This window comes from Staphylococcus hsinchuensis, from assembly GCF_038789205.1.
GTDB lineage: Bacteria > Bacillota > Bacilli > Staphylococcales > Staphylococcaceae > Staphylococcus > Staphylococcus hsinchuensis.
This window is the reverse complement of the sequence record NZ_CP128355.1, coordinates 137,566-159,260: the sequence shown is the minus strand read 5'-3', so window position 1 is coordinate 159,260 and position 21,695 is coordinate 137,566. Positions and strand designations below refer to the sequence as shown.

Below are 21,695 nucleotides of genomic sequence, written 5' to 3'. Positions count from 1 at the left end.
TTCGGTTTATGGAAAAGATAAATATCACAGATCAAGAACACGATGCGTTTGTTAAAGCACATCCACAAGGAGATTTACTACAATTAACAAAGTGGGCAGAAACAAAAAAGCTCACGGGTTGGTATTCTAAAAGAGTAGCAGTAGGAGAATCAGGTGAAATTGTTGGAGTAGCCCAACTATTATTTAAAAAAATACCTAAACTACCTTATACACTATGTTACGTATCTAGAGGTTTTGTAACTGATTATAGTAATAAGTTAGCTTTAGAAACCTTACTAGAAGCTACAATTCAAATCGCTAAAGAAGAAAAAGCTTATACAATTAAAATTGATCCCGACGTAGAAGTTGATAATGGCGCGGATGCATTAAAACATTTAAATGAGCTTGGATTTAAACACAAAGGTTTTAAAGAAGGTTTATCGAAAGACTATATCCAACCTCGGATGACAATGATAACACCAATCGATAAGTCTGATGATGAATTAATGCAAAGTTTCGAAAGAAGAAACCGTTCTAAAGTTAGACTTTCATTAAAAAGAGGCACTAAAGTTGAACGTTCAAATCGTGAAGGCTTAAAAACATTTGCGGAATTAATGAAAATAACGGGTGAACGCGACGGCTTCTTAACAAGAGACATTAGCTACTTCCAAAATATTTACGATGCTTTAAACCCTGACGGAGATGCTGAACTGTTCTTAGTAAAATTAGAACCAAAAGAAGTCTTGAAAGACTTACGAGACGAAAGACAGAATAGTGAAGAAGAAAAATCACGTTTATTAGAGAAAAAGCAAAACAAAAAAGTATTAAATAAAATTAACGATGCAGATAACAAAATTGCAAAAACACAAGAGTTGATAGACGAAATGGAAGAGTTAGAAGAGAAACATCCTGATGGTATGTATTTATCTGGCGCTTTACTCATGTTTGCAGGAAATAAATCTTATTATTTATATGGTGCTTCTTCAAATGAATATCGTAACTTCTTACCTAACCATCATATGCAGTATGAGATGATGCGTTTTGCAAGAGAACGTGGAGCAACAACATACGATTTCGGTGGCACAGACAATAATCCAGATAAAGACTCATCGCATTACGGTCTTTGGACATTTAAAAAGGTATGGGGCACATATCTAAGCGAAAAGATTGGTGAATTTGACTATGTGTTAAATAAACCATTATACCAAGCTATTGAGAATGTAAAACCGAAACTGACAAAAGCTAAAATCAACCTTTCTAGAAAACTAAAAAGAAAATAATCGTTAGGTTTACAAAATTTTATAATCTAATTAACACTCTATAAAGTTGTGAAAGCTAAAATGTTAATCGTGGTTAATATCATGCAATTTATTTACATGATTCACGATTACATATTCACAATTTTATAGAGTTTTTACATATTTAACCGATAATAAAAAAACATTTCCAGTAAATGTTTTTATTTGTTATGAATTATGTATTTTATTGAACTTAATTATGTTAAATTGGGTGTAATACTATAAAAAGGAGAGGGGATTCATGCATGATTAAAAAATTGCTGCAATTTTCATTAGGAAACAAATTTGCAATTTTCCTAATGGTATTGCTCGTCATTTTAGGTGGGGTATATTCAAGTGTGAAGATGAAACTTGAATTGTTACCCGATGTTGAGCCACCGATGATTACAGTACAAACAACAATGGAAGGTGCTACACCACAGACTGTTAAAGAAGAAGTCAGTGATAAAATTGACGATCAAGTCAGGTCAATGGCGAAAGTGAAAAATGTTGAAGCTGAATCAGATCAGAATGCGTCTATGGTAAAAGTAGAATATGATCAAGGTACAGACTTAGATAAAGTAGAAAATGATTTAAAAAAAGAATTGGATAAAATATCATTCAAAGATGGTGTTAAAGAACCTGAACTTGTCAGAAATTCAATGAATGCTTTTCCAATCGTAGCGTACTCATTTACTACTAAGGATAATAACTTGAAAAAAACTACAAGTGAAGTTAAAAAGAACCTTATCCCTAAATTACAAACGGTAGATGGTGTTCAGAACGTACAAATTAACGGTGATACAAACCGTGAAGTATCAATTAAATTCGATCAAGATAAATTGAAGAAAAAAGGCTTAACAGCTGATAACGTTCAACAATACATAAAGAGTGCGACGAACGAAACACCATTAGGTTTGTTCCAATTCAATAAAACTGAAAAATCGATCGTTATTGATGGTCAATTTAAATCAGTAAAAGGATTGAAAAATTTAGAAATACCTTTATCTGCTTCAAGTATGTCTAGTGGTCAACAAGGAGACAAAGGTGATTCACAAGGTGGCTCACAAGGGGGCTCTCAAGGTAGCTCAAGTGGTTCAATGCAACAAAGTGCTTCTAGCCCACAAGCAGCTAGCAGTGCTAAAGGTATGCCATCTGTTAAATTAAAAGATGTCGCTAATGTTTCAATAGGAGACAATAGAGAGTCTATCTCTAAAACGAATGGCAAAGATGCAATAAATGTTCAAATTATTAAAGCACAAGATGCGAATACTGTTCAAGTTGCAAAAGATACGAAGAAGGAAATTGATGAATTTACTAAACGTAATCCAAATATTAAAGATACGAAAGTAATGGATACTGCGAAACCTATTGAAGATGCGATTTATACAATGGTTGAAAAGGCATTACTCGGTACAATATTTGCGATTATCGTTATCTTATTATTCTTAAGAAACATCAAGACGACGCTGATTTCAATCGTATCTATCCCGATGTCTATATTAATCGCAATGGTTGCACTAAAACTTGCTGATGTATCGTTAAACATCTTAACTTTAGGAGCCTTAACTATAGCGATAGGACGAGTAATTGATGATTCCATTGTTGTAGTGGAGAACATATATAGGAGATTGTTCGATAAAAATGAACAATTACAAGGCGGTCGTTTGATTACAAGTGCAACAGCTGAAGTGTTTAAACCGATTTTATCTTCTACGCTTGTAACGATTGTCGTATTTTTACCTCTAGCATTTGTAACCGGTACAGTAGGAGAGATGTTTAGACCGTTTGCATTAGCGATTGCATTCAGTTTATTAGCATCATTACTCGTTGCCATTACAATTATTCCAGCTTTAAGTGCGACACTATTTAAAAATGGAGTAAAACGCAAGCAAGAAGAAACACTAGGTTCAATTGGTAAAGGCTATAAAAAAGTATTAAGTTGGGCATTAAATCATAAATGGTTAGTGATGATTATTACAACTGTACTACTATTTGCTAGTATTGCTTTAGGAGCCGCAAAATTAGGTACAAGTTTCATTTCAAGTGGGGAAGACAAGTATATGGCTTTAACATATACACCTAAGCCTGGCGAAACGAAGAAAAGTGTACTGAAGCATGCTAAACAAGTACAAAAATATTTAAATGGTAAAGATAAAGTTAAGACAGTTGAATATTCTGTGGGAGGTAAATCACCTTCAGACCCAACAGGTACGTCTAATAATATGGCTATCATGGTCGAATACGATAAAGACACGAAAAACTTTGATAAAGAGCCTGATAAAGTATTGAAACATATAGAAAAATTCCATCAACCTGGAGAATGGGGTAACCAAGACATGAGTGGTGGCGGTGGCACTAACAATAAACTAGAAATTACAGTCACAGGCCCTACACTTGACTCTATTAAAGGTACAGTTAAGAAAATGGAATCAAAAATGAAAGATATGAAAGGTTTAGCAAATGTTAAATCAGACTTAACCGAAACCTATGATCAGTATGATCTTAAAGTTGATCATAATAAAGCGAGTCAATATGGTTTATCTGCTTCACAACTTGCGATGAGTCTAAATGAAAATACACCAGAACAAACAGTTTCAACAGTAAAAGACCACGGTAAAAAAGTAGATGTGAAGATTAAACAAGATAAAGAAACACATTGGACTAAAAACAAACTTAAAAATACAGAAATTCAAACACCAACAGGTAAATCAATTAAACTGAGCGATGTAGCTGAATTGAAGAAATCAACAACACCAAACAAAGTTATGACTAAAGCTGGAGATCAAGCAACAACCGTATCCGCCAAAGTTACTGACAAAGATGTTGGTGGCGTTTCTCAAAAAGTAATTTCTAAAGTGAACTCAATTGATAAGCCTAGCAATGTGAAAGTTAATGTAGGTGGGGCAAGCGAAGATATTGGTAAAGCAATGACTCAATTATTAGTAGCAATGCTCGCTGCAATAATCATTGTCTATCTCGTATTAGTATTAACGTTTAAAGGTGCTTTAGCACCACTAACTATACTGTTCTCATTACCATATACAGTAATCGGGGTAGTAATTGCCCTTGTGGTGACAGGTGAAACTGTTTCAGTTTCAAGTATGATAGGTATGTTAATGCTAATCGGTATCGTTGTCACTAACGCAATCGTTTTAATTGACCGCGTCATCAACAAAGAACGTGAAGGATTAAATATGAAAGATGCATTACTAGAAGCTGGTGGAACGAGAATTAGACCAATTCTCATGACAGCATTAGCTACGATTTGTGCTTTAATACCATTACTTTTCGGGGAAAATAGTTCAATTATTATCTCTAAAGGTATGGCAGCTACAGTAGTTGGAGGACTCATTTCTTCAACGCTATTAACTTTAATCGTAGTACCAGTGATTTATGAGATTCTATTCGCAATCAAACATAAATTCACAAGACGTAAATCTAAAAAGTAAATAAATATTTTAGCGATTCATTTCCTTGCAATTGAAGTAGGGGAATGAATCGTTTTTTATTTTATGAAAAAGAAGAAAAATATGCCCTTAGAAGTAAATGAGAATTACTTCTAAGGGCATAAGATTTTACCAAATATATAAAAGAATCAAGTATGATAATCATTGGTTTATGAAGATATTTAATAAACGATAAGCGTTAAAATAAGGTAGATAACAAATAATGAAATTGTTATGATGTTTAGAATTTTTAATGCTTTTTCATCGTCTTTACTATGTTTAAATGCCGTAATTTCTACGTTGGCTACAATTAGCAAGAGTATGACGAACACCCACCAATTGACTAATGGGAATGAAAGCGTCGTAAGAGCCACGACAAATAATAATAATATTGCCATAATTATACGTAAAATACGTGTGATAATAGTATTCATCTTATAAATACTAATATAGCTAACGATAAGATATAATATCGGTAGTAATATGAGGTAAAGTTGCATTGAATGACATCCTTTCTATTTTCGCTCTTTATCTTAGCATGACCAGATTGCGATGACTAGGTTATTTATTTTCTTGTTGTCTCATTTCAGAACGAACAGATGCCATTTCTTGTTCTATTTCATCAAGTTGACGGACCAATGGATCTACATCTTGATTGACAGATTCTCTTTTATCTAGATCATTTTGTAATCTTACATAATCATATTTAAGTTCTTCTAACTTGTCATTTAAATTCATCTGAGTTGACTCCTTTTTTGAAAACTATTCAATACTTTATTTTAATATAAATTATAACACGAAACTGAAAGCTTCTAAAATAGACACAATTTATGTTAAAGTATGAAAATGTAATGAAAACGAAATATAAAATGAAAGAAGGATTATTGTGACGCAACAATTTATCATAATCATTTTACTTATCGCCTTAGGTTACTTTTTAAAACATCTTAACTTTCTAAAAGCAAATGATAGTCAAGTATTGTCGACGTTGGTATTTAATGTCACGCTTCCTTCGTTAGTTATAGTTAATTTGAATAAAGCCGAACTAGATCCTTCACTTTCTGTATTATCGATCATGATGATTATTTATGGTTTGGTTGCGAAAACACTCGTTGTTTATTTATTTTTAAAATATGACAACCAAGTTCGCGGAACAGTAGGCATGATGATGGCTTCTTTAAATATCGGGCTATTTGCATATCCACTCGTGGCAGCTATTTGGCCAGATTCAGGCATGATATACTTCGGTATGGCTGATATTGGTGGTGCGCTCATTATGTTTGGGGTAACATACTTTGTTGGAAGTTACTTTAGTAGTGGTGGAGATAGTTTTGATTTTAAATACTTAGCGAAAAACATAGTGAAATCTGTTCCACTTATGACATACATGATTATGTTTATATTGAATATGGCAAATATTCATTTTCCCAAGCCAGTAACTCAATTCTTTTCCGATTTATCAGGTGCCAACATGCCGCTATCTATGATTTTACTTGGGTTAATGCTTAACTTTAATATTGATAAACGCTATTTACCAATTGCACTTAAATACCTTGGTATACATTATGGTTTTGGTATAGCGATGGGGCTATTGGTACACTTCTTTTTACCAGTATCAGACCCTATGATTAAGACGACGTTACAAGTTGCCTGGATTTTACCTGTAGGTATAGCGATTATTCCATATTCCATTCAATTTAAGTATAAAACCATACCACTTACAGGAATGGTTATTAATGCGTCTATCATCATCAGTATTATATTGATTTATGTTTATCAAGCATTATTTGTATAAGTATAATTCATGATAAAGCTTTAAATAATATGAAAAAGCCGATCAGATATGCAATTCTGATCGGCTTTTATATATAGGTATGGAAATGTTTTCTTAACCTTTACCACCCATAAACGCTGGATAATTAGTCATACCACCATCAACGTAAATAGTTGTCCCGTGTATATAACTTGAGAAATCTGAAGCTAAGAATAATGCTACATTGGCAACTTGATCTGCTTCGCCAATTTCTTTAGCTGGAATCATTTCTAATGTTTCTTCACGTGTTTTTGGATCTGAAAACTTCTCTTTCGTATGTTCAGTTACAATGGCACCTGGAGAAATATTGTTTATACGGATACCATGTTGTGCGTATTCCATAGACATCGTTTCCATCATGAGCTTTAATCCGCCTTTACTTGCTGCATAGTTCGCATAATTAGGCCATGGAATTGTGTCATGAACACTAGAAGTATTTATAATTACACCTTTTTTATCTTCTTTTAAAAACTGTTTAACTGCTGCTTTTGCTCCAATAAATGCGCCAGTTAAGTTGATATCAATTACTTTATTCCATTCTTCTACTGACATTTCATGTGTAGGAATAGGTTTTTCATAACCAGCATTATTTAGCATAATATCTAATGTCCCATATTCATCCACAGCAGCTTGAACAAGCTTGTTTACGTCAGCTTCCACTGAGACATCAGCTTGAACTTTAATTGCTTGTCCACCGGCTTCTTCTATAAGATTAATAGATTGTTCCATCGCTTCTAAATGACGATCAGAACGATAATTCATCACGACTTTAGCCTGAGCTTTACCAAATGATTCCGCGAATGCTTTACCTATACCGCTACCAGCACCAGTAATAACTACGACTTTACCTTTTAAATCTTCAAACATAGAAACTCCTCCAATATTTATAATTACCTATAAAATAAGAATTTGACCATTTTTACGTCATTGAGGTTAACCTTTAATATTACCGAGTACAAAAGCCGCGATAATAATGAGGGCGATACCAGACCATATTCCAATCATCTGACGTTTATCTTTGCGTTCTCCAAGTAAGAAGATACCACCAAGCGTTGAAACGATAACTAATAGTTGTGAAAATGAAAAGCTTGTTGCGACGCCAACTTTAGGTTGAGAATAGAACATAAATAAGTTACCAATACCCCAAACAATACCTGGAATCAAGTTCCAAAGTGTGCTTTTTGTTGAAGTTTCTCGATTGATTGATAATATTATTCCTCCGATTGCCATTCCGACTGATTGGAAGAACAATGCACTCATACCATCTACACCAAAGATTTGTGCGACAACAACATATACAACATAACCAACAGTAGAAATTAGTAAAATTGGCATTGCTTTCCCAAAGTTTTTATTATTTTCTGCTGCTTCATTTTTACCTTTAATTGAGGTAAGTGCTATTCCGATTACGAGGAGAACCATAGCAACTAAACCTAATAACACTTGGGTTCCTGTGCTCCATTCACCTAAGAAAATAGCACTAAATAAAGTTGTCCCAACTAATTGTAAGCCTGTAGAAATAGGCATCGTTTTCGATACACCAATAAGACTTACGGATTTTAACTGGTACCCTTGACCTAACGCCCAGAAGGCGCCTGAAATTAAGCCGACTATAATGACGGTGATATTATCAAATTTGGCATTTCCTGTTAATAATAAAATAATACCGATAATTAACGCGCCAAATGTTGTACCTCGTATTTGATTATAGGGGCCTCCACCTACAAAAACATTAATTAACACAACACTACCCCAAAAAAGGGCAGGTAGTAAGGCAATTAATAAATCCATCTATTACTCACTCACTCTCTATTTTCTTTCTTATAGACAGATTTCTCAATGTCTATAGCAACTCATTTTATAGTAAAAAAACGTTTTAGTAAAAAATATAGCTTATTTTTTTAAAAGGGTTTATTTTAAAGGATTTTAATTTTCAGAGAAATAAAATTAGCGTAATTCAATTAATGAGGCTAGTATATACATGATAAGTCGAGTGTAAACATAGTCGTTTGTTAAAAATAGCTTAATAAACCAACACATATAATAGTTAAAATTAATGAATTCGGGTTGCATAAAGGTAAAATAAAAAAGTCATGTGTTACACATGACTTGAAACAAATTTGAACTTTTTATATTCCACGTTCACATTAAACCCTAGCTCGTTAAAACGTTCAACGAGTTTGTTGTTTTTACTACGAATTTTGAAATATATGATGTTTATATCGTAATGTTGGAAAGCATAATGAAGTGCATGCGTTAATAAATCGAAAGCAATGCCTTTCATTCTATAGTCTGAATGTGATGTGAAATACTTAACTTCAGCATTATGGTTGTCTTCATAGACTTGTAAATATAGATAGCCTTTAAGCAATCCCTCGGACATAAATACATATAATTTATTATTGTCGTCTAAAGAATTAACAATTTCATCCGCTGTCATCGCACCATGTTTAAATGTGTGTGCGTGTAACTTTTGAAAGGCGCGATAATATGAAGGGTGATATTCAGCAATATTTTGTTCATGTTCGGTAGTACCAACATCTTTTGTTGCGATTAAATGATAGTCTGTAAAGTTGTAACCGGCTTCTATAGCTTTCATCATAGGTGTGTAATCTTGTTCATTTACAATGAAAGAAAAGTTAAAACTTACTTCTTCTGGTTTACTTTCTGTTAATGATTTAAATAAATCTTGAAATAACTCTAGAGAAAGAGGTTCGCCTTTACGAATAAATGGTCCGATAACTTTATATTTATTATCATCATATTTAAATGGTAAGAGCAACATTTGGATTTGATCTTGATCATCAATTTGTGCAAATACACCTGGTTCCTCTATCGTGTTACGGATGTATTGTTCAACATCTTCACTGTTTTGTTGTAATTTGTATAAATAAGAAGCTGAGATATCATCGGCATCGTTGATAAATTTCATTATTTCTTTGTAGTCGTTAATTTGAATAGTTTTCATAACATACCTCCTTCAGAGATCCTATTACTTTAATTATATGAATAAATTAAGATAAATGGAAGTTATGAGGTGCTATATACATGTTACAATGAGAATATTATTTAAAGTTTTGAAAGGAAGACATTATGAAATCACTGATTATAGCTGAAAAACCTTCCGTTGGCAGAGATATAGCTAAGTCTCTAAATATTAATACTAAAAGACACGGTTTTTTCGAAAATGAAAAATACATTGTAACTTGGGCATTAGGACATCTCGTGACTAACGCAACGCCTGAACAATACGATGTACAGTATAAAGAATGGAAGTTAACTGACTTACCTATAGTTCCGAAACAAATGAAAACTGTCGTTATAAATAAAACGAGAAAACAATTTTCGATAATCAAAGGTCTTATCAATGATAACAAAGTGAAAGATATTATTATCGCAACGGATGCAGGGCGAGAAGGGGAACTCGTTGCACGACTTATATTAGATAAATCTAAAAATAAAAAACCCATTAAACGCTTATGGATTAGCTCAGTAACGTCAAAAGCGATTAAAGAGGGATTTAAGAAATTGTACGATGGGCGCAAGTTTAATGACTTATATCAAGCAGCTTTAGCAAGAAGTGAAGCGGACTGGATTGTTGGAATTAACGCAACGCGTGCCTTAACAACGAAGTATGATGCGCAATTATCATTAGGCCGTGTTCAAACGCCTACAATACAATTAGTACAAATGCGTCAAAATGAGATTAATCAATTCACCCCCGAAACTTATTATTCGCTGAAGTTGATGGTGGGAGGATTTGAATTTAAATGTGTAACACCAAAATCGCATTCTGACAAAGCATATTTAGAACAGATACAAACACAGATTAAAGGGCAAGCTGGTGAGATTACTGACATTAATAGAACGCGTAAAAAATCCTATCCTTCACAGTTATATAGTTTAACCGATTTACAGCAGGATGCGTATAAACGATTCCATATGACACCTAAAGAATCACTTAATGTACTGCAAAACCTATATGAACGTCATAAATTACTTACATATCCTCGAACGGATTCGAATTATTTAACGGATGATATGGTGCCTACACTTAAAGATAGAATAAAAGCTTTATTCGCTACAGATTTTAAAGATATAGCAAAATCCCAAATGAACCGTTCATTTAGTGGGAAATTTAAATTTGTAAATAATAGCAAAGTCTCAGACCATCATGCGATTATTCCTACAGAAATACGTCCTGATATGTCACAACTGAGCCCTAGAGAATCTAAAATATATTTGATGGTAGCTCAAAGATTTCTGGAGAACTTATTACCACCACATGAATATGAAAGTGTATCTGTTACGTTACAAACATCAGATTATAAGTTTATTTTCAACGATAAGGTAACGATAAATCCTGGTTATTTAGCATTAAGAGACAAAGAGGCTAATGCCCATCGAGACTTAAATCAATTACAACGAGGCAATACTTTCACATTAAATAATGTGAAGATTGAAGATCATGAAACAACAGCACCGAGTTATTTTAATGAAGGTACGTTACTTAAAGCAATGGAAAGCCCCCATAAATATTTCGATTTACAAGATACGAAACACCAAAAAACTTTAAAAATTGCAGGTGGTATCGGGACGGTCGCAACACGTGCAGATATCATTGAAAAGTTATTTAACATGAACGCCATTGAATCACGAGATGGTAAAATAAAAGTAACACCAAAGGGTAAACAAATATTAGAATTAGCACCACAACGATTAACTTCACCATTATTGACTGCAGAGTGGGAAGAGAAACTTCTCAAAATAGAAAAAGGTCAATATAACGCACAACAATTTATTAATGAGATGAAAAACTTCACATATGAAGTTGTAAATGAGATTAAAGAAAGTGATCAGAAATATAAGCACGATAATCTTACTTCAACCGAATGCCCAACGTGTGGCAAATTTATGATAAAAGTAAAAAAGAAAAACGGGCAAATGCTCGTATGTCAAGATCCCTCATGTAAAACGAAAAAGAATGTTCAGAGAAAGACTAAAGCTAAATGTCCAAACTGTCACAAAAGAATGACCTTGTTTGGCAAAGGAAAAGAGGCAACTTATCGTTGTGTTTGTGGCCATACAGAAACACAAGCACAAATGGATCAGCGTCTAAAAAATAAAAAAACAGCAAAAGTGAATAAGAAAGATCTCAAAAAATATATGAACCAAGATGATGGCATAGAAAATAACCCATTTAAAGATGCATTGAAAGATTTGAAATTGTAGCTTTTTATCGAACGTAGAGATATTTAATTATAATAAAGTTCGTGTTTGCTATTGTAAAAGTGCAAGAATGGTATTAAAATATGTAAGTATTTTAAATAAAGGAGAACTAACCATGAAAAAGTATTTCGAATTTGATAAACATGGTACAAGCTATAAGAAAGAGATACTTGGTGGTCTTACAACTTTCTTGTCCATGGCGTACATTTTAGCGGTAAATCCTCAAGTTTTAAGTTTAGCAGGCGTGCATGGTGTGACTGAGGACATGAAGATGGATCAAGGCGCAATCTTTGTAGCGACAGCTCTTGCAGCCTTTGTCGGTTCATTGTTTATGGGATTGATTGCGAGATATCCCATTGCATTAGCGCCAGGAATGGGGCTTAATGCATTTTTCGCTTTCACCGTTGTATTAACGATGGGAATTCCTTGGCAAATTGGTTTAACTGGCGTGTTATTCTCAGGTATATTCTTTGCAATATTAACATTAACAGGTCTACGGGAAACCATTATCAATGCTATACCATATCAAATGAAAATGGCGGTTTCTGCGGGGATAGGATTATTTATTACCTTCGTCGGATTGCAAAACTCTGGTATCATCGTTAAAAATGATTCAACCCTTGTTACGTTAGGTCATCTTACTGAAGGTCCCGTTTTATTAACAATCTTCGGTATAATCGCTACAGTTATTTTATATGTATTACGTGTACCGGGAGCTATTTTTGTTGGTATGGTTTTAACTTCAATCATTGGAATGCTAACAGGACTTATACATACACCAAAAGGCATTGTTAGTTCGGTACCGAGTATCGAGCCGACATTTGGTGCAGCATTCGAAGCTTTCAAGGATCCAGGACAATTACTTACAGTACAGTTTTTAATTGTTATTTTAACTTTCTTATTTATTGATTTCTTTGATACAGCAGGTACGTTAGTAGCGGTTGCTACACAAGCAGGTATGATGAAAGATAATAAATTACCAAGAGCTGGTAAAGCATTATTTTCAGATTCACTAGCTACAATTGTAGGTTCAATTTTTGGAACGACAACTACGACTACTTATATCGAATCAACATCAGGTGTTGCAGTTGGAGCCAGAACTGGTTTTGCTAGTTTAGTAACTGGATGTTGTTTCTTACTTGCAATGTTCTTCAGTCCATTAATGGAAGTAGTAACTAGTGCCGTAACTACTCCAGCACTAGTTGTAGTAGGTGTATTAATGGCATCTAATTTTGCTGAAATTGAATGGAAGAAATTCGAAGTTGCAGTTCCTTCATTTATTACTATTATAATGATGCCTTTATCATATTCTATTGCGACAGGTATTGCATGCGGGTTTATATTTTATCCAATTACTATGCTTATTTCAAAAAGACATAAAGAAGTACATCCTATTATGTATGTGCTCATGGCATTATTTATTTTATACTTTGTATTTGTTCACGGATAAGAAAAAGACACACGATTCAAGTGATATTAACTTGAACCGTGTGTCTTTTTATTTAAATGTTACATATAATGGAAGAAAAGCATCAAAATAGATTTAATTATCTTAGTTATTTGCGTCTTCTGTGTTCAGTATAAATTACTTTTGCATGCTTATTTGGAACGTATAGGGGCGCAGAAAGTAAAACAAGCATAAAAAATAACATTAAAAAGAATAAAACCCAATGAATGATCATTCCTAAAAATGGAACGATAGCCAAAAATGAACCGATAATACCTATAAAAAGAATGATAACCATAGGGCGAATTGTATTTTGTCGGTCGATAAGTAAATATACGGCCATGACTAAATAAAGGAAAGCGTTGATTAATAGAGGTTGCCAACCTGTACTAAGGATAAAGCTTCCACCTAAAAACGGAACGCCATATATACACTCACTTATGATGAGTATCAAACTTATAATAACAAGAAATGCACGACTGCCTCTCGTCATATAAAATCACCACCTGTTTTGTTGCTTATTTTCATTTTAAAGCATATAAATGGTAAAAACTAGGAAAGTTATTTCATAAATACTAGAAAAATTCCTTAAAGTGGTTGAAGTGTATCGTAATTTCAAGTAGAATAACAAGGTATGTGTTAGAAAAAAGCTTGAACAAATTTGGAGAAAAGCTTGATAACGCACAGTTTTTCATGTATTATATATAAATGTTGGACTTTAGTAAATGCGATGAAGCGAAAGGTTACTGACACACCCGGCCGCTTTGCCATGGCGCTGTGTGAGATAGTTTTCGTGGAGAAGTCTATCACTAAATGTAGACGAATAAGGAGGGAAAATTATGGCAAAACAAAAAATCAGAATCAGATTAAAAGCTTATGATCACAGAGTGATTGATCAATCAGCTGAAAAAATCGTTGAAACAGCGAAACGTTCTGGTGCAGATGTTTCTGGACCAATTCCGCTACCAACTGAAAAATCAGTTTATACAATCATCCGTGCGGTGCATAAGTACAAAGATTCACGTGAACAATTCGAACAACGTACACATAAACGTTTAATCGACATTGTAAACCCTACACCAAAAACTGTTGATGCTCTTATGGGCTTAAACTTACCATCAGGTGTAGACATCGAAATCAAATTATAATAACAAATTACAGGAGGTGGACTTTCGATGACCAAAGGAATCTTAGGAAGAAAAATTGGAATGACACAAGTTTTCGGTGAAAACGGTGATTTAATTCCAGTAACAGTAGTAGAAGCAAGTCAAAACGTAGTATTACAAAAGAAAACTGAAGAGGTTGATGGTTATAATGCAATCCAAGTAGGTTTTGAAGACAAACAAGCATATAAAAAAGATAGTAAATCTAATAAATATGCAAACAAACCAGCTGAAGGTCATGCTAAGAAAGCAGGCACAGCACCTAAGCGCTTCATTCGTGAATTCAGAAACGTTAACGTTGATGAATACGAAGTAGGTCAAGAAGTCTCAGTTGATACATTTGAAGCTGGCGACGTAATTGATGTAACTGGCGTATCTAAAGGTAAAGGTTTCCAAGGTGCTATCAAGCGTCATAATCAAGCACGCGGACCAATGGGACACGGTTCTCATTTCCACAGATCACCAGGTTCAGTAGGTATGGCGTCAGATGCGTCTAAAGTATTCAAAGGACAAAAAATGCCTGGTCGTATGGGCGGTAACACAGTTACAGTTCAGAACTTAGAAGTAGTTCAAATCGACACAGACAACAACGTTATTTTAGTAAAAGGTAATGTACCTGGTCCTAAAAAAGGATTAGTAGAAATTATATCTTCAATTAAAGGAACTAAATAATATATAACGAAAGGAGGAAATGCATAATGGCTAATTATGATGTATTAAAAGTGGACGGAACTAAATCAAGTTCAGTTGAATTAAACGATGCAGTATTTGCTATCGAACCAAATAAAGATGTTTTATTTGAAGCAATCACATTACAACGTGCTTCATTACGCCAAGGTACACATGCTGTTAAAAATCGTTCAGCAGTAAGTGGTGGTGGACGTAAACCATGGAGACAAAAAGGTACAGGACGTGCGCGTCAAGGTACAATCCGTGCTCCACAATGGCGTGGTGGTGGTGTCGTATTCGGACCAACACCAAGAAGTTATGCATACAAAATGCCTAAGAAAATGCGTCGCTTAGCATTGCGCTCAGCATTATCTTACAAAGTACAAAACGAAAGCTTAACAATCGTTGATGCTTTAAGTTTAGAAGCTCCAAAAACAAAAGAGTTCAAAAACATTCTTACAAACTTAAAACAACCTGAAAAAGTATTAGTAGTTACTGAATCAGAAGATATGAACGTTGAATTATCAGCACGTAATATCCCTGGCTTACAAGTTACTACAGCTCAAGGTTTAAATGTATTAGATATCACTAGCGCTGACAGTGTATTAATTACTGAATCAGCTGCTAAAAAAGTTGAGGAGGTGCTCGGATAATGGAAGCAAGAGATGTTCTTAAGCGCCCCGTAATCACTGAAAAATCTTCAGCTGCAATGGCAGAAGATAAATATACATTTGACGTTGATACTCGTGCGAACAAAACACAAGTTAAAATCGCAGTTGAAGAAATTTTCGACGTGAAAGTAGACAATGTAAACATCATTAACTACAAACCAAAGAAAAAGCGCATGGGCCGTTATCAAGGCTATACAAATAAAAGACGTGTCGCAATTGTGAAATTAAAAGAAGGATCAATCGATCTATTTAACTAAAAATTATACCAATAAGGAGGTAAACGACAATGGCTCTAAAAAAATATAAGCCAATTACGAATGGTCGTCGTAATATGACTACGTTAGATTTCGCAGAAATTACGAAAACTACACCTGAAAAGTCATTATTACAACCGCTACCGAAAAGAGCGGGACGAAATAACCAAGGTAAATTGACAGTTCGCCATCATGGTGGCGGTCATAAACGTCAATACCGTGTTATTGATTTCAAAAGAAATAAAGATGGCATTCCAGCTAAAGTTGATTCAATTCAATACGATCCAAACCGTTCAGCAAACATCGCATTATTAGTATATGCAGACGGTGAAAAACGCTACATCATCGCTCCTAAAAACCTAAAAGTAGGTCAAGTACTTGAAAGTGGTGAAGAAGCAGATATCAAATTAGGTAACGCATTACCGTTACAATTCATCCCAGTTGGTACAGTAGTACACAACATCGAATTAAAACCTGGTAAAGGTGGACAAATCGCACGTTCAGCAGGTGCAAGTGCACAAGTACTTGGTAAAGAAGGTAAATATGTATTAATCAGATTAAGATCTGGCGAAGTACGTATGATTCTTTCTACTTGCCGTGCAACAATCGGACAAGTTGGTAACATCCAACACGAACTAGTTAACGTTGGTAAAGCAGGACGCTCAAGATGGAAAGGTGTTCGTCCAACAGTTCGTGGTTCTGTAATGAACCCTAACGATCACCCACACGGTGGTGGTGAAGGCCGTGCGCCAATCGGATTACCATCTCCAATGTCACCATGGGGTAAACCTACGCTTGGTAAGAAAACTCGTCGTGGTAAAAAATCTTCAGACAAACTTATCGTTCGTAGACGTAAGAGAAAATAAAAATAACTTATTTGAGTGTGCGGCTTAATTGCTGCACGCACACAATAAGAAGGGAGGCGCCACTATGGCTCGTAGTATTAAAAAAGGACCTTTCGTCGATGATCATCTTATGAAAAAAGTTGAAGCTCAAAGCGGAAGCGAGAAAAAACAAGTGATTAAAACATGGTCACGCCGTTCAACTGTATTCCCAGATTTCATCGGACATACATTTGCAGTATATGATGGTCGCAAACACGTACCAGTATTCATTACTGAAGATATGGTTGGTCATAAATTAGGTGAATTCGTACCAACACGTACATTCAAAGGTCACGTAGTTGACGATAAAAAAACTAGAAGATAATTTCTAACAAGTAGAGGAGGAAATACGAATGGAAGCAAAAGCGGTTGCTAAAACAATCAGAATCGCACCTCGTAAAGTTAGATTAGTATTAGATCTAATTAGAGGTAAAAGTGCTGGTGAAGCTCTAGCGATTTTAAAATTAAAAAACAAAGCTTCATCACCAGTCGTTGAAAAATTATTAATGTCCGCTTTAGCAAATGCAGAGCATAACTACGATATGAACCCTGACGAATTAGTAGTTAAAGAAGCATATGCTAACGAAGGACCAACATTAAAACGTTTCCGTCCACGTGCACAAGGTCGTGCAAGTGCGATTAACAAACGTACAAGCCACATTACAATCGTCGTAAGTGACGGTAAAGATAAAGAAGAAGCTAAAGAAGCTTAATAAACTTTAAGGAGGGAATACTGTGGGTCAAAAAATTAATCCAATCGGACTTCGTGTCGGAGTTATCCGTGATTGGGAAGCTAAATGGTATGCAGAAAAAGATTTCGCTTCACAATTACACGAAGATTTAAGAATCCGTAAATTTATTGATAACGCATTAAAAGAAGCATCAGTTTCTCACGTTGATATCGAACGTGCTGCTAACCGCATCAACATTGCTATTCACACTGGTAAACCAGGAATGGTTATCGGTAAAGGCGGTTCAGAAATTGAAAAATTACGTAACAAATTAAATTCATTAACTAACAAAAAAGTACACATCAACGTAGTAGAAATTAAAAAAGTTGATTTAGACGCTAAATTAGTAGCGGAAAACATCGCACGTCAATTAGAAAACCGTGCTTCATTCCGTCGTGTACAAAAACAAGCTATCTCAAGAGCTATGAAACTTGGTGCAAAAGGTGTTAAAACACAAGTTTCAGGTCGTTTAGGCGGAGCTGACATCGCTCGTGCTGAACGTTATTCAGAAGGAACTGTTCCACTTCATACTTTACGTGCTGACATTGGTTATGCACACGCTGAAGCAGATACTACTTACGGTAAATTAGGTATTAAAGTATGGATCTATCGTGGAGAAGTTCTTCCTACTATGAACACTAGTGAAGGAGGAAAATAATAATGTTACTACCAAAACGTGTAAAATACCGTCGTCAACATCGTCCAAAGACAACTGGTCGTTCAAAAGGCGGTAACTATGTAACATTTGGTGAGTATGGTCTTCAAGCAACAACAACGTCTTGGATCACTTCTCGTCAAATCGAATCTGCTCGTATTGCAATGACACGTTACATGAAACGTGGCGGGAAAGTTTGGATTAAAATCTTCCCACACAAACCATACACTAAAAAACCTTTAGAAGTACGTATGGGTGCTGGTAAAGGTTCAGTAGAAGGCTGGATCGCAGTTGCAAAACCAGGTAGAATTTTATTCGAAGTTGCGGGTGTTAACGAAGAAGTAGCACGCGAAGCATTACGTTTAGCAAGTCACAAACTTCCAGTTAAAACTAAGTTTGTAAAACGTGAAGAATTGGGTGGTGAAACAAATGAAAGCTAAGGAAATTAGAGACTTAACCACTTCAGAAATCGAAGAACAAATCAAATCTTCAAAAGAAGAACTTTTTAACCTACGCTTTCAGTTAGCTACAGGTCAATTAGAGGAGACTGCACGAATTCGCACAGTAAGAAAAACGATTGCTCGTCTTAAAACTGTTGCTCGTGAAAGAGAAATTGAACAAGGAAAAGCTAATCAATAATTAATTGGAAGAGGAGGTTACAAAAGTGAACGAAAGAAATGATCGTAAAGTTTATGTAGGTAGAGTCGTTTCCGATAAAATGGATAAAACTGTAACTGTACTTGTTGAAACATACAAAACACACAAACTATATGGTAAACGAGTAAAATACTCTAAAAAATACAAAACACATGATGAAAACAACTCAGCTAAATTAGGGGACATTGTTAAAATTCAAGAAACACGTCCTTTATCAGCAACGAAACGATTCCGTTTAGTAGAAATTGTTGAAGAATCAGTTATTATTTAATTAATGTCAAGATAAAGGAGGTTTAACTCATGATCCAACAAGAAACACGTTTAAAAGTAGCAGATAACTCTGGTGCTCGTGAAGTTCTTACTGTCAAAGTATTAGGTGGATCTGGTCGTAAAACAGCGAATATCGGTGACGTTATCGTAGTTACTGTTAAAAATGCTACACCAGGTGGCGTTGTCAAAAAAGGTGAAGTAGTAAAAGCTGTTGTCGTACGTACTAAATCTGGTGTACGTCGTAAAGATGGTTCATATATTAAATTTGATGAAAATGCATGTGTCATTATTCGTGACGACAAAGGACCACGTGGTACTCGTATTTTTGGACCTGTAGCTCGTGAATTACGTGAAGGTAATTTCATGAAGATTGTATCACTAGCTCCAGAAGTACTATAATCAAATCATTTATAATATAAAGACTTAAGGAGGTGCCACACATGCATATCAAAAAAGGTGACAATGTAAAAGTTATCGCAGGTAAAGACAAAGGTAAGGAAGGTAAAGTTGTTCAAACATTACCTAAACAAGACCGTGTCGTTGTGGAAGGTGTTAACGTAATCAAAAAACACAAAAAACCAACTCAATTTAATCCTGAAGGTGGAATCTTAGAAACAGAGGCAGCAATCCATGTTTCTAACGTACAATTATTAGATCCAAAAACAAACGAACCAACACGTGTTGGATACAAAATCGAAGATGGTAAAAAAGTTCGTATCGCTAAAAAATCAGGCGAAGAAATCAAATCTAATAATGAATAATTAATTGAAAGGAGGATCCACTTTGAACCGTTTAAAAGAAAGATATAGCTCTGAAGTTACTCAAAACTTAGTTAAAAAGTTTAACTACAGTTCAGTAATGGAAGTACCAAAAATTGAAAAAATTGTTGTGAATATGGGTGTTGGTGACGCTGTTCAAAATTCTAAAGTGTTAGACGACGCTGTAGAAGAATTACAAGCAATCACTGGTCAAAAACCATTAATCACTAAAGCGAAAAAATCAGTAGCAACATTCCGTTTACGTGAAGGTATGCCAATCGGTGCAAAAACAACTTTACGTGGAGAAAGAATGTATGACTTCTTAGACAAACTAATCTCAGTTTCACTACCACGTGTACGTGACTTCCGTGGTGTTTCTAAAACTGCATTCGACGGTAGAGGTAACTATACTTTAGGTATTAAAGAACAATTAATTTTCCCAGAAATTGACTACGATCGAGTAAGTAAAGTAAGAGGAATGGATATCGTTATCGTAACGACTGCTAACACTGACGAGGAAGCTCGTGAATTGTTAACACAATTCGGTATGCCATTTCAAAAATAATCTCTAAAGGAGGCTAATTAAGTGGCTAAAAGTTCAATGGTTGCTAAGCAACAGAAAAAACAAAAGTACCAAGTACGTGAGTATACACGCTGTGAACGTTGTGGTCGTCCACATTCTGTATATCGTAAATTTAAATTATGCCGTATTTGTTTCCGTGAATTAGCTTATAAAGGCCAAATCCCTGGCGTTCGTAAAGCTAGCTGGTAATATATAAAAGTCTGAAAGGAGGCAACAATCAATGACAATCAACGATCCAATTGCAGATATGCTAACTCGTGTAAGAAACGCAAACATGGTGCGTCACGATAAATTAGAATTACCTGCATCAAATATCAAAAAAGAAATTGCTGAAATATTAAAGAGTGAAGGTTTCATCAAAAATGTAGAATACGTTGAAGACGATAAACAAGGAGTTATCCGTTTATTCCTTAAATATGGTCAAAACAACGAATGTGTTATCACAGGTTTAAAACGTATTTCTAAACCAGGTTTACGTGTTTATGCAAAAGCTAACGAAGTACCTAAAGTACTTAACGGTTTAGGTATTGCATTAGTTTCAACTTCTGAAGGTGTTATCACTGACAAAGAAGCTAGAAAACGTAACATCGGTGGAGAAATCTTAGCATACATTTGGTAATAATAAATAAGGAGGTGCGATAACATGAGTCGTGTTGGTAAAAAAATTATTGACATTCCAAGTGACGTAACAGTAAGTATTGAAGGCAATACTGTAACTGTTAAAGGTCCTAAAGGTGAACTATCAAAAACTTTAAGTGAAAGAATGACATATAAACAAGAAGAAAGTACATTAGAAGTTGTAAGACCAACTGATTCTAAAGATGATAGAACAGTACATGGTACAACTCGTGCTTTAATCAATAATATGATTTTAGGTGTTTCTCAAGGTTACCAAAAAACACTTGAACTAGTAGGTGTTGGTTACCGTGCGCAAATGCAAGGTAAAGACTTAGTACTAAACGTTGGTTATTCACACCCAGTTGAATTCAAAGCTGACGAAGGTATTAACTTTTCTGTTGAGAAAAATACTAAAGTTACTGTAGAAGGTATTTCTAAGGAACAAGTTGGAGCAATGGCTTCAAACATCCGTGCAGTAAGACCTCCAGAACCTTATAAAGGTAAAGGAATTCGTTACCAAGGTGAATATGTTCGCCGTAAAGAAGGTAAAACTGGTAAATAATAAATAACTTTCAGAAGAAAGGAGTA

The 21,695-nt window shown here is 34.7% G+C and carries 28 protein-coding genes; 22 read left to right on the top strand and 6 right to left on the bottom strand.

What is annotated here, in order from left to right; translation table 11 throughout:
* Positions 1–8: 8 nt before the first annotated feature.
* Positions 9–1,259, top strand: coding sequence for a lipid II:glycine glycyltransferase FemX (locus QQM35_RS00895; protein WP_251517972.1), 1,251 nt, complete (start codon positions 9–11; stop codon positions 1,257–1,259).
* 263 nt (positions 1,260–1,522) lie between these two features.
* Entirely contained in the window at positions 1,523–4,708 is a 3,186-nt protein-coding gene (locus QQM35_RS00890; RefSeq protein ID WP_342610424.1) for an efflux RND transporter permease subunit, read from the top strand.
* Positions 4,709–4,887: 179 nt separating this feature from the next.
* Here the strand turns inward: QQM35_RS00890 and mspA are convergent, their stop codons facing one another.
* Positions 4,888–5,205 carry a membrane stabilizing protein MspA gene (gene mspA / locus QQM35_RS00885; protein WP_251517977.1) on the bottom strand — a complete coding sequence of 106 codons (318 nt, stop codon included), beginning with the start codon at positions 5,203–5,205 and terminating at the stop codon, positions 4,888–4,890.
* 61 nt (positions 5,206–5,266) lie between these two features.
* Entirely contained in the window at positions 5,267–5,443 is a 177-nt protein-coding gene (locus QQM35_RS00880) for an SE1832 family protein (protein WP_251517979.1), read from the bottom strand.
* A gap of 148 nt (positions 5,444–5,591) precedes the next feature.
* Here QQM35_RS00880 and QQM35_RS00875 point away from each other — a divergent pair, with 148 nt between their 5' ends.
* Entirely contained in the window at positions 5,592–6,500 is a 909-nt protein-coding gene (locus QQM35_RS00875) for an AEC family transporter (RefSeq protein ID WP_251517981.1), read from the top strand.
* A gap of 93 nt (positions 6,501–6,593) precedes the next feature.
* Here the strand turns inward: QQM35_RS00875 and QQM35_RS00870 are convergent, their stop codons facing one another.
* The 3 genes from QQM35_RS00870 to QQM35_RS00860 form a co-directional block, all read right to left on the bottom strand.
* Positions 6,594–7,385: a glucose 1-dehydrogenase gene (locus QQM35_RS00870; protein ID WP_251517983.1), complete on the bottom strand. Its 792-nt coding sequence runs from the start codon at positions 7,383–7,385 to the stop codon at positions 6,594–6,596.
* 66 nt (positions 7,386–7,451) lie between these two features.
* Complete coding sequence (locus QQM35_RS00865; RefSeq protein WP_251517985.1) at positions 7,452–8,309, bottom strand: RhaT/GlcU family sugar-proton symporter; 858 nt, start codon at positions 8,307–8,309, stop codon at positions 7,452–7,454.
* Positions 8,310–8,616: 307 nt separating this feature from the next.
* The gene (locus tag QQM35_RS00860; protein ID WP_342610423.1) at positions 8,617–9,486 is read right to left on the bottom strand and encodes a GNAT family N-acetyltransferase; all 870 of its coding nucleotides are present in this window, start codon (positions 9,484–9,486) and stop codon (positions 8,617–8,619) included.
* 125 nt (positions 9,487–9,611) lie between these two features.
* On the opposite strand from QQM35_RS00860, the gene QQM35_RS00855 reads away from it, so the two are divergent.
* Positions 9,612–11,750, top strand: a complete 2,139-nt coding sequence (locus tag QQM35_RS00855; RefSeq protein WP_342610422.1) for a DNA topoisomerase III — start codon at positions 9,612–9,614, stop codon at positions 11,748–11,750.
* Between the two features lie 112 nt (positions 11,751–11,862).
* Positions 11,863–13,197: an NCS2 family permease gene (locus QQM35_RS00850; protein ID WP_251517997.1), complete on the top strand. Its 1,335-nt coding sequence runs from the start codon at positions 11,863–11,865 to the stop codon at positions 13,195–13,197.
* 106 nt (positions 13,198–13,303) lie between these two features.
* Here QQM35_RS00850 and QQM35_RS00845 read toward each other — a convergent pair whose 3' ends face one another.
* Positions 13,304–13,687, bottom strand: a complete 384-nt coding sequence (locus QQM35_RS00845; protein ID WP_251517999.1) for a hypothetical protein — start codon at positions 13,685–13,687, stop codon at positions 13,304–13,306.
* A 346-nt stretch (positions 13,688–14,033) separates the two neighbouring features.
* On the opposite strand from QQM35_RS00845, the gene rpsJ reads away from it, so the two are divergent.
* The 17 genes from rpsJ to rplF all read left to right on the top strand — a co-directional run bounded on the left by rpsJ (position 14,034) and on the right by rplF (position 21,669).
* Complete coding sequence (gene rpsJ / locus QQM35_RS00840; protein ID WP_001118667.1) at positions 14,034–14,342, top strand: 30S ribosomal protein S10; 309 nt, start codon at positions 14,034–14,036, stop codon at positions 14,340–14,342.
* Between the two features lie 27 nt (positions 14,343–14,369).
* Positions 14,370–15,029, top strand: coding sequence for a 50S ribosomal protein L3 (gene rplC, locus QQM35_RS00835; protein WP_251518001.1), 660 nt, complete (start codon positions 14,370–14,372; stop codon positions 15,027–15,029).
* Positions 15,030–15,055: 26 nt separating this feature from the next.
* Positions 15,056–15,679 (top strand): 50S ribosomal protein L4, encoded by a 624-nt coding sequence (gene rplD, locus QQM35_RS00830; protein WP_251518003.1) that lies wholly within the window; start codon positions 15,056–15,058, stop codon positions 15,677–15,679.
* Entirely contained in the window at positions 15,679–15,954 is a 276-nt protein-coding gene (rplW, locus tag QQM35_RS00825) for a 50S ribosomal protein L23 (protein WP_002482614.1), read from the top strand. The genes rplD and rplW overlap by 1 nt, the downstream gene beginning before the upstream one ends.
* 29 nt (positions 15,955–15,983) lie before the next feature.
* Positions 15,984–16,817 carry a 50S ribosomal protein L2 gene (gene rplB, locus QQM35_RS00820; RefSeq protein ID WP_251518005.1) on the top strand — a complete coding sequence of 278 codons (834 nt, stop codon included), beginning with the start codon at positions 15,984–15,986 and terminating at the stop codon, positions 16,815–16,817.
* Between the two features lie 64 nt (positions 16,818–16,881).
* Positions 16,882–17,160 carry a 30S ribosomal protein S19 gene (gene rpsS, locus QQM35_RS00815; protein ID WP_251518007.1) on the top strand — a complete coding sequence of 93 codons (279 nt, stop codon included), beginning with the start codon at positions 16,882–16,884 and terminating at the stop codon, positions 17,158–17,160.
* Positions 17,161–17,188: 28 nt separating this feature from the next.
* Positions 17,189–17,548: a 50S ribosomal protein L22 gene (gene rplV / locus QQM35_RS00810; RefSeq protein WP_251518009.1), complete on the top strand. Its 360-nt coding sequence runs from the start codon at positions 17,189–17,191 to the stop codon at positions 17,546–17,548.
* A 22-nt stretch (positions 17,549–17,570) separates the two neighbouring features.
* Complete coding sequence (gene rpsC / locus QQM35_RS00805; RefSeq protein ID WP_251518012.1) at positions 17,571–18,224, top strand: 30S ribosomal protein S3; 654 nt, start codon at positions 17,571–17,573, stop codon at positions 18,222–18,224.
* A 2-nt stretch (positions 18,225–18,226) separates the two neighbouring features.
* A complete protein-coding gene (gene rplP / locus QQM35_RS00800; RefSeq protein ID WP_251518014.1) occupies positions 18,227–18,661 on the top strand; it encodes a 50S ribosomal protein L16 in 435 nt (144 codons plus the stop codon).
* Complete coding sequence (gene rpmC / locus QQM35_RS00795; RefSeq protein ID WP_002482620.1) at positions 18,651–18,860, top strand: 50S ribosomal protein L29; 210 nt, start codon at positions 18,651–18,653, stop codon at positions 18,858–18,860. Before rplP ends, rpmC begins: the two co-directional genes overlap by 11 nt.
* A 25-nt stretch (positions 18,861–18,885) precedes the next feature.
* Positions 18,886–19,149, top strand: a complete 264-nt coding sequence (rpsQ, locus tag QQM35_RS00790; RefSeq protein ID WP_251518016.1) for a 30S ribosomal protein S17 — start codon at positions 18,886–18,888, stop codon at positions 19,147–19,149.
* 29 nt (positions 19,150–19,178) lie between these two features.
* A complete protein-coding gene (rplN, locus tag QQM35_RS00785) occupies positions 19,179–19,547 on the top strand; it encodes a 50S ribosomal protein L14 (RefSeq protein ID WP_251518018.1) in 369 nt (122 codons plus the stop codon).
* Positions 19,548–19,588: 41 nt separating this feature from the next.
* Positions 19,589–19,909, top strand: a complete 321-nt coding sequence (gene rplX / locus QQM35_RS00780; protein ID WP_251518020.1) for a 50S ribosomal protein L24 — start codon at positions 19,589–19,591, stop codon at positions 19,907–19,909.
* 22 nt (positions 19,910–19,931) lie between these two features.
* Complete coding sequence (rplE, locus tag QQM35_RS00775) at positions 19,932–20,471, top strand: 50S ribosomal protein L5 (protein ID WP_251518022.1); 540 nt, start codon at positions 19,932–19,934, stop codon at positions 20,469–20,471.
* Positions 20,472–20,492: 21 nt separating this feature from the next.
* Entirely contained in the window at positions 20,493–20,678 is a 186-nt protein-coding gene (locus tag QQM35_RS00770) for a type Z 30S ribosomal protein S14 (protein WP_251518024.1), read from the top strand.
* A gap of 31 nt (positions 20,679–20,709) precedes the next feature.
* Positions 20,710–21,108, top strand: coding sequence for a 30S ribosomal protein S8 (rpsH, locus tag QQM35_RS00765; RefSeq protein ID WP_342610421.1), 399 nt, complete (start codon positions 20,710–20,712; stop codon positions 21,106–21,108).
* Between the two features lie 24 nt (positions 21,109–21,132).
* The gene (rplF, locus tag QQM35_RS00760; RefSeq protein WP_251518029.1) at positions 21,133–21,669 is read left to right on the top strand and encodes a 50S ribosomal protein L6; all 537 of its coding nucleotides are present in this window, start codon (positions 21,133–21,135) and stop codon (positions 21,667–21,669) included.
* Positions 21,670–21,695: the final 26 nt, after the last annotated feature.

Coding starts and splice junctions, on each gene's coding strand:
- QQM35_RS00850 (WP_251517997.1), top strand. CDS start 11,863: ATGAAAAAGTATTTCGAATTTGATAAACATGGTACAAGCTATAAGAAA.
- QQM35_RS00895 (WP_251517972.1), top strand. CDS start 9: ATGGAAAAGATAAATATCACAGATCAAGAACACGATGCGTTTGTTAAA.
- rpmC (WP_002482620.1), top strand. CDS start 18,651: ATGAAAGCTAAGGAAATTAGAGACTTAACCACTTCAGAAATCGAAGAA.
- QQM35_RS00890 (WP_342610424.1), top strand. CDS start 1,523: ATGATTAAAAAATTGCTGCAATTTTCATTAGGAAACAAATTTGCAATT.
- rpsH (WP_342610421.1), top strand. CDS start 20,710: ATGACAATCAACGATCCAATTGCAGATATGCTAACTCGTGTAAGAAAC.
- rplC (WP_251518001.1), top strand. CDS start 14,370: ATGACCAAAGGAATCTTAGGAAGAAAAATTGGAATGACACAAGTTTTC.
- QQM35_RS00860 (WP_342610423.1), bottom strand. CDS start 9,486: ATGAAAACTATTCAAATTAACGACTACAAAGAAATAATGAAATTTATC.
- QQM35_RS00865 (WP_251517985.1), bottom strand. CDS start 8,309: ATGGATTTATTAATTGCCTTACTACCTGCCCTTTTTTGGGGTAGTGTT.
- rplF (WP_251518029.1), top strand. CDS start 21,133: ATGAGTCGTGTTGGTAAAAAAATTATTGACATTCCAAGTGACGTAACA.
- rplX (WP_251518020.1), top strand. CDS start 19,589: ATGCATATCAAAAAAGGTGACAATGTAAAAGTTATCGCAGGTAAAGAC.
- QQM35_RS00870 (WP_251517983.1), bottom strand. CDS start 7,385: ATGTTTGAAGATTTAAAAGGTAAAGTCGTAGTTATTACTGGTGCTGGT.
- rplP (WP_251518014.1), top strand. CDS start 18,227: ATGTTACTACCAAAACGTGTAAAATACCGTCGTCAACATCGTCCAAAG.
- rplN (WP_251518018.1), top strand. CDS start 19,179: ATGATCCAACAAGAAACACGTTTAAAAGTAGCAGATAACTCTGGTGCT.
- rplV (WP_251518009.1), top strand. CDS start 17,189: ATGGAAGCAAAAGCGGTTGCTAAAACAATCAGAATCGCACCTCGTAAA.
- rpsJ (WP_001118667.1), top strand. CDS start 14,034: ATGGCAAAACAAAAAATCAGAATCAGATTAAAAGCTTATGATCACAGA.
- rplW (WP_002482614.1), top strand. CDS start 15,679: ATGGAAGCAAGAGATGTTCTTAAGCGCCCCGTAATCACTGAAAAATCT.
- mspA (WP_251517977.1), bottom strand. CDS start 5,205: ATGCAACTTTACCTCATATTACTACCGATATTATATCTTATCGTTAGC.
- rplB (WP_251518005.1), top strand. CDS start 15,984: ATGGCTCTAAAAAAATATAAGCCAATTACGAATGGTCGTCGTAATATG.
- rplD (WP_251518003.1), top strand. CDS start 15,056: ATGGCTAATTATGATGTATTAAAAGTGGACGGAACTAAATCAAGTTCA.
- QQM35_RS00880 (WP_251517979.1), bottom strand. CDS start 5,443: ATGAATTTAAATGACAAGTTAGAAGAACTTAAATATGATTATGTAAGA.
- QQM35_RS00855 (WP_342610422.1), top strand. CDS start 9,612: ATGAAATCACTGATTATAGCTGAAAAACCTTCCGTTGGCAGAGATATA.
- QQM35_RS00845 (WP_251517999.1), bottom strand. CDS start 13,687: ATGACGAGAGGCAGTCGTGCATTTCTTGTTATTATAAGTTTGATACTC.
- rpsS (WP_251518007.1), top strand. CDS start 16,882: ATGGCTCGTAGTATTAAAAAAGGACCTTTCGTCGATGATCATCTTATG.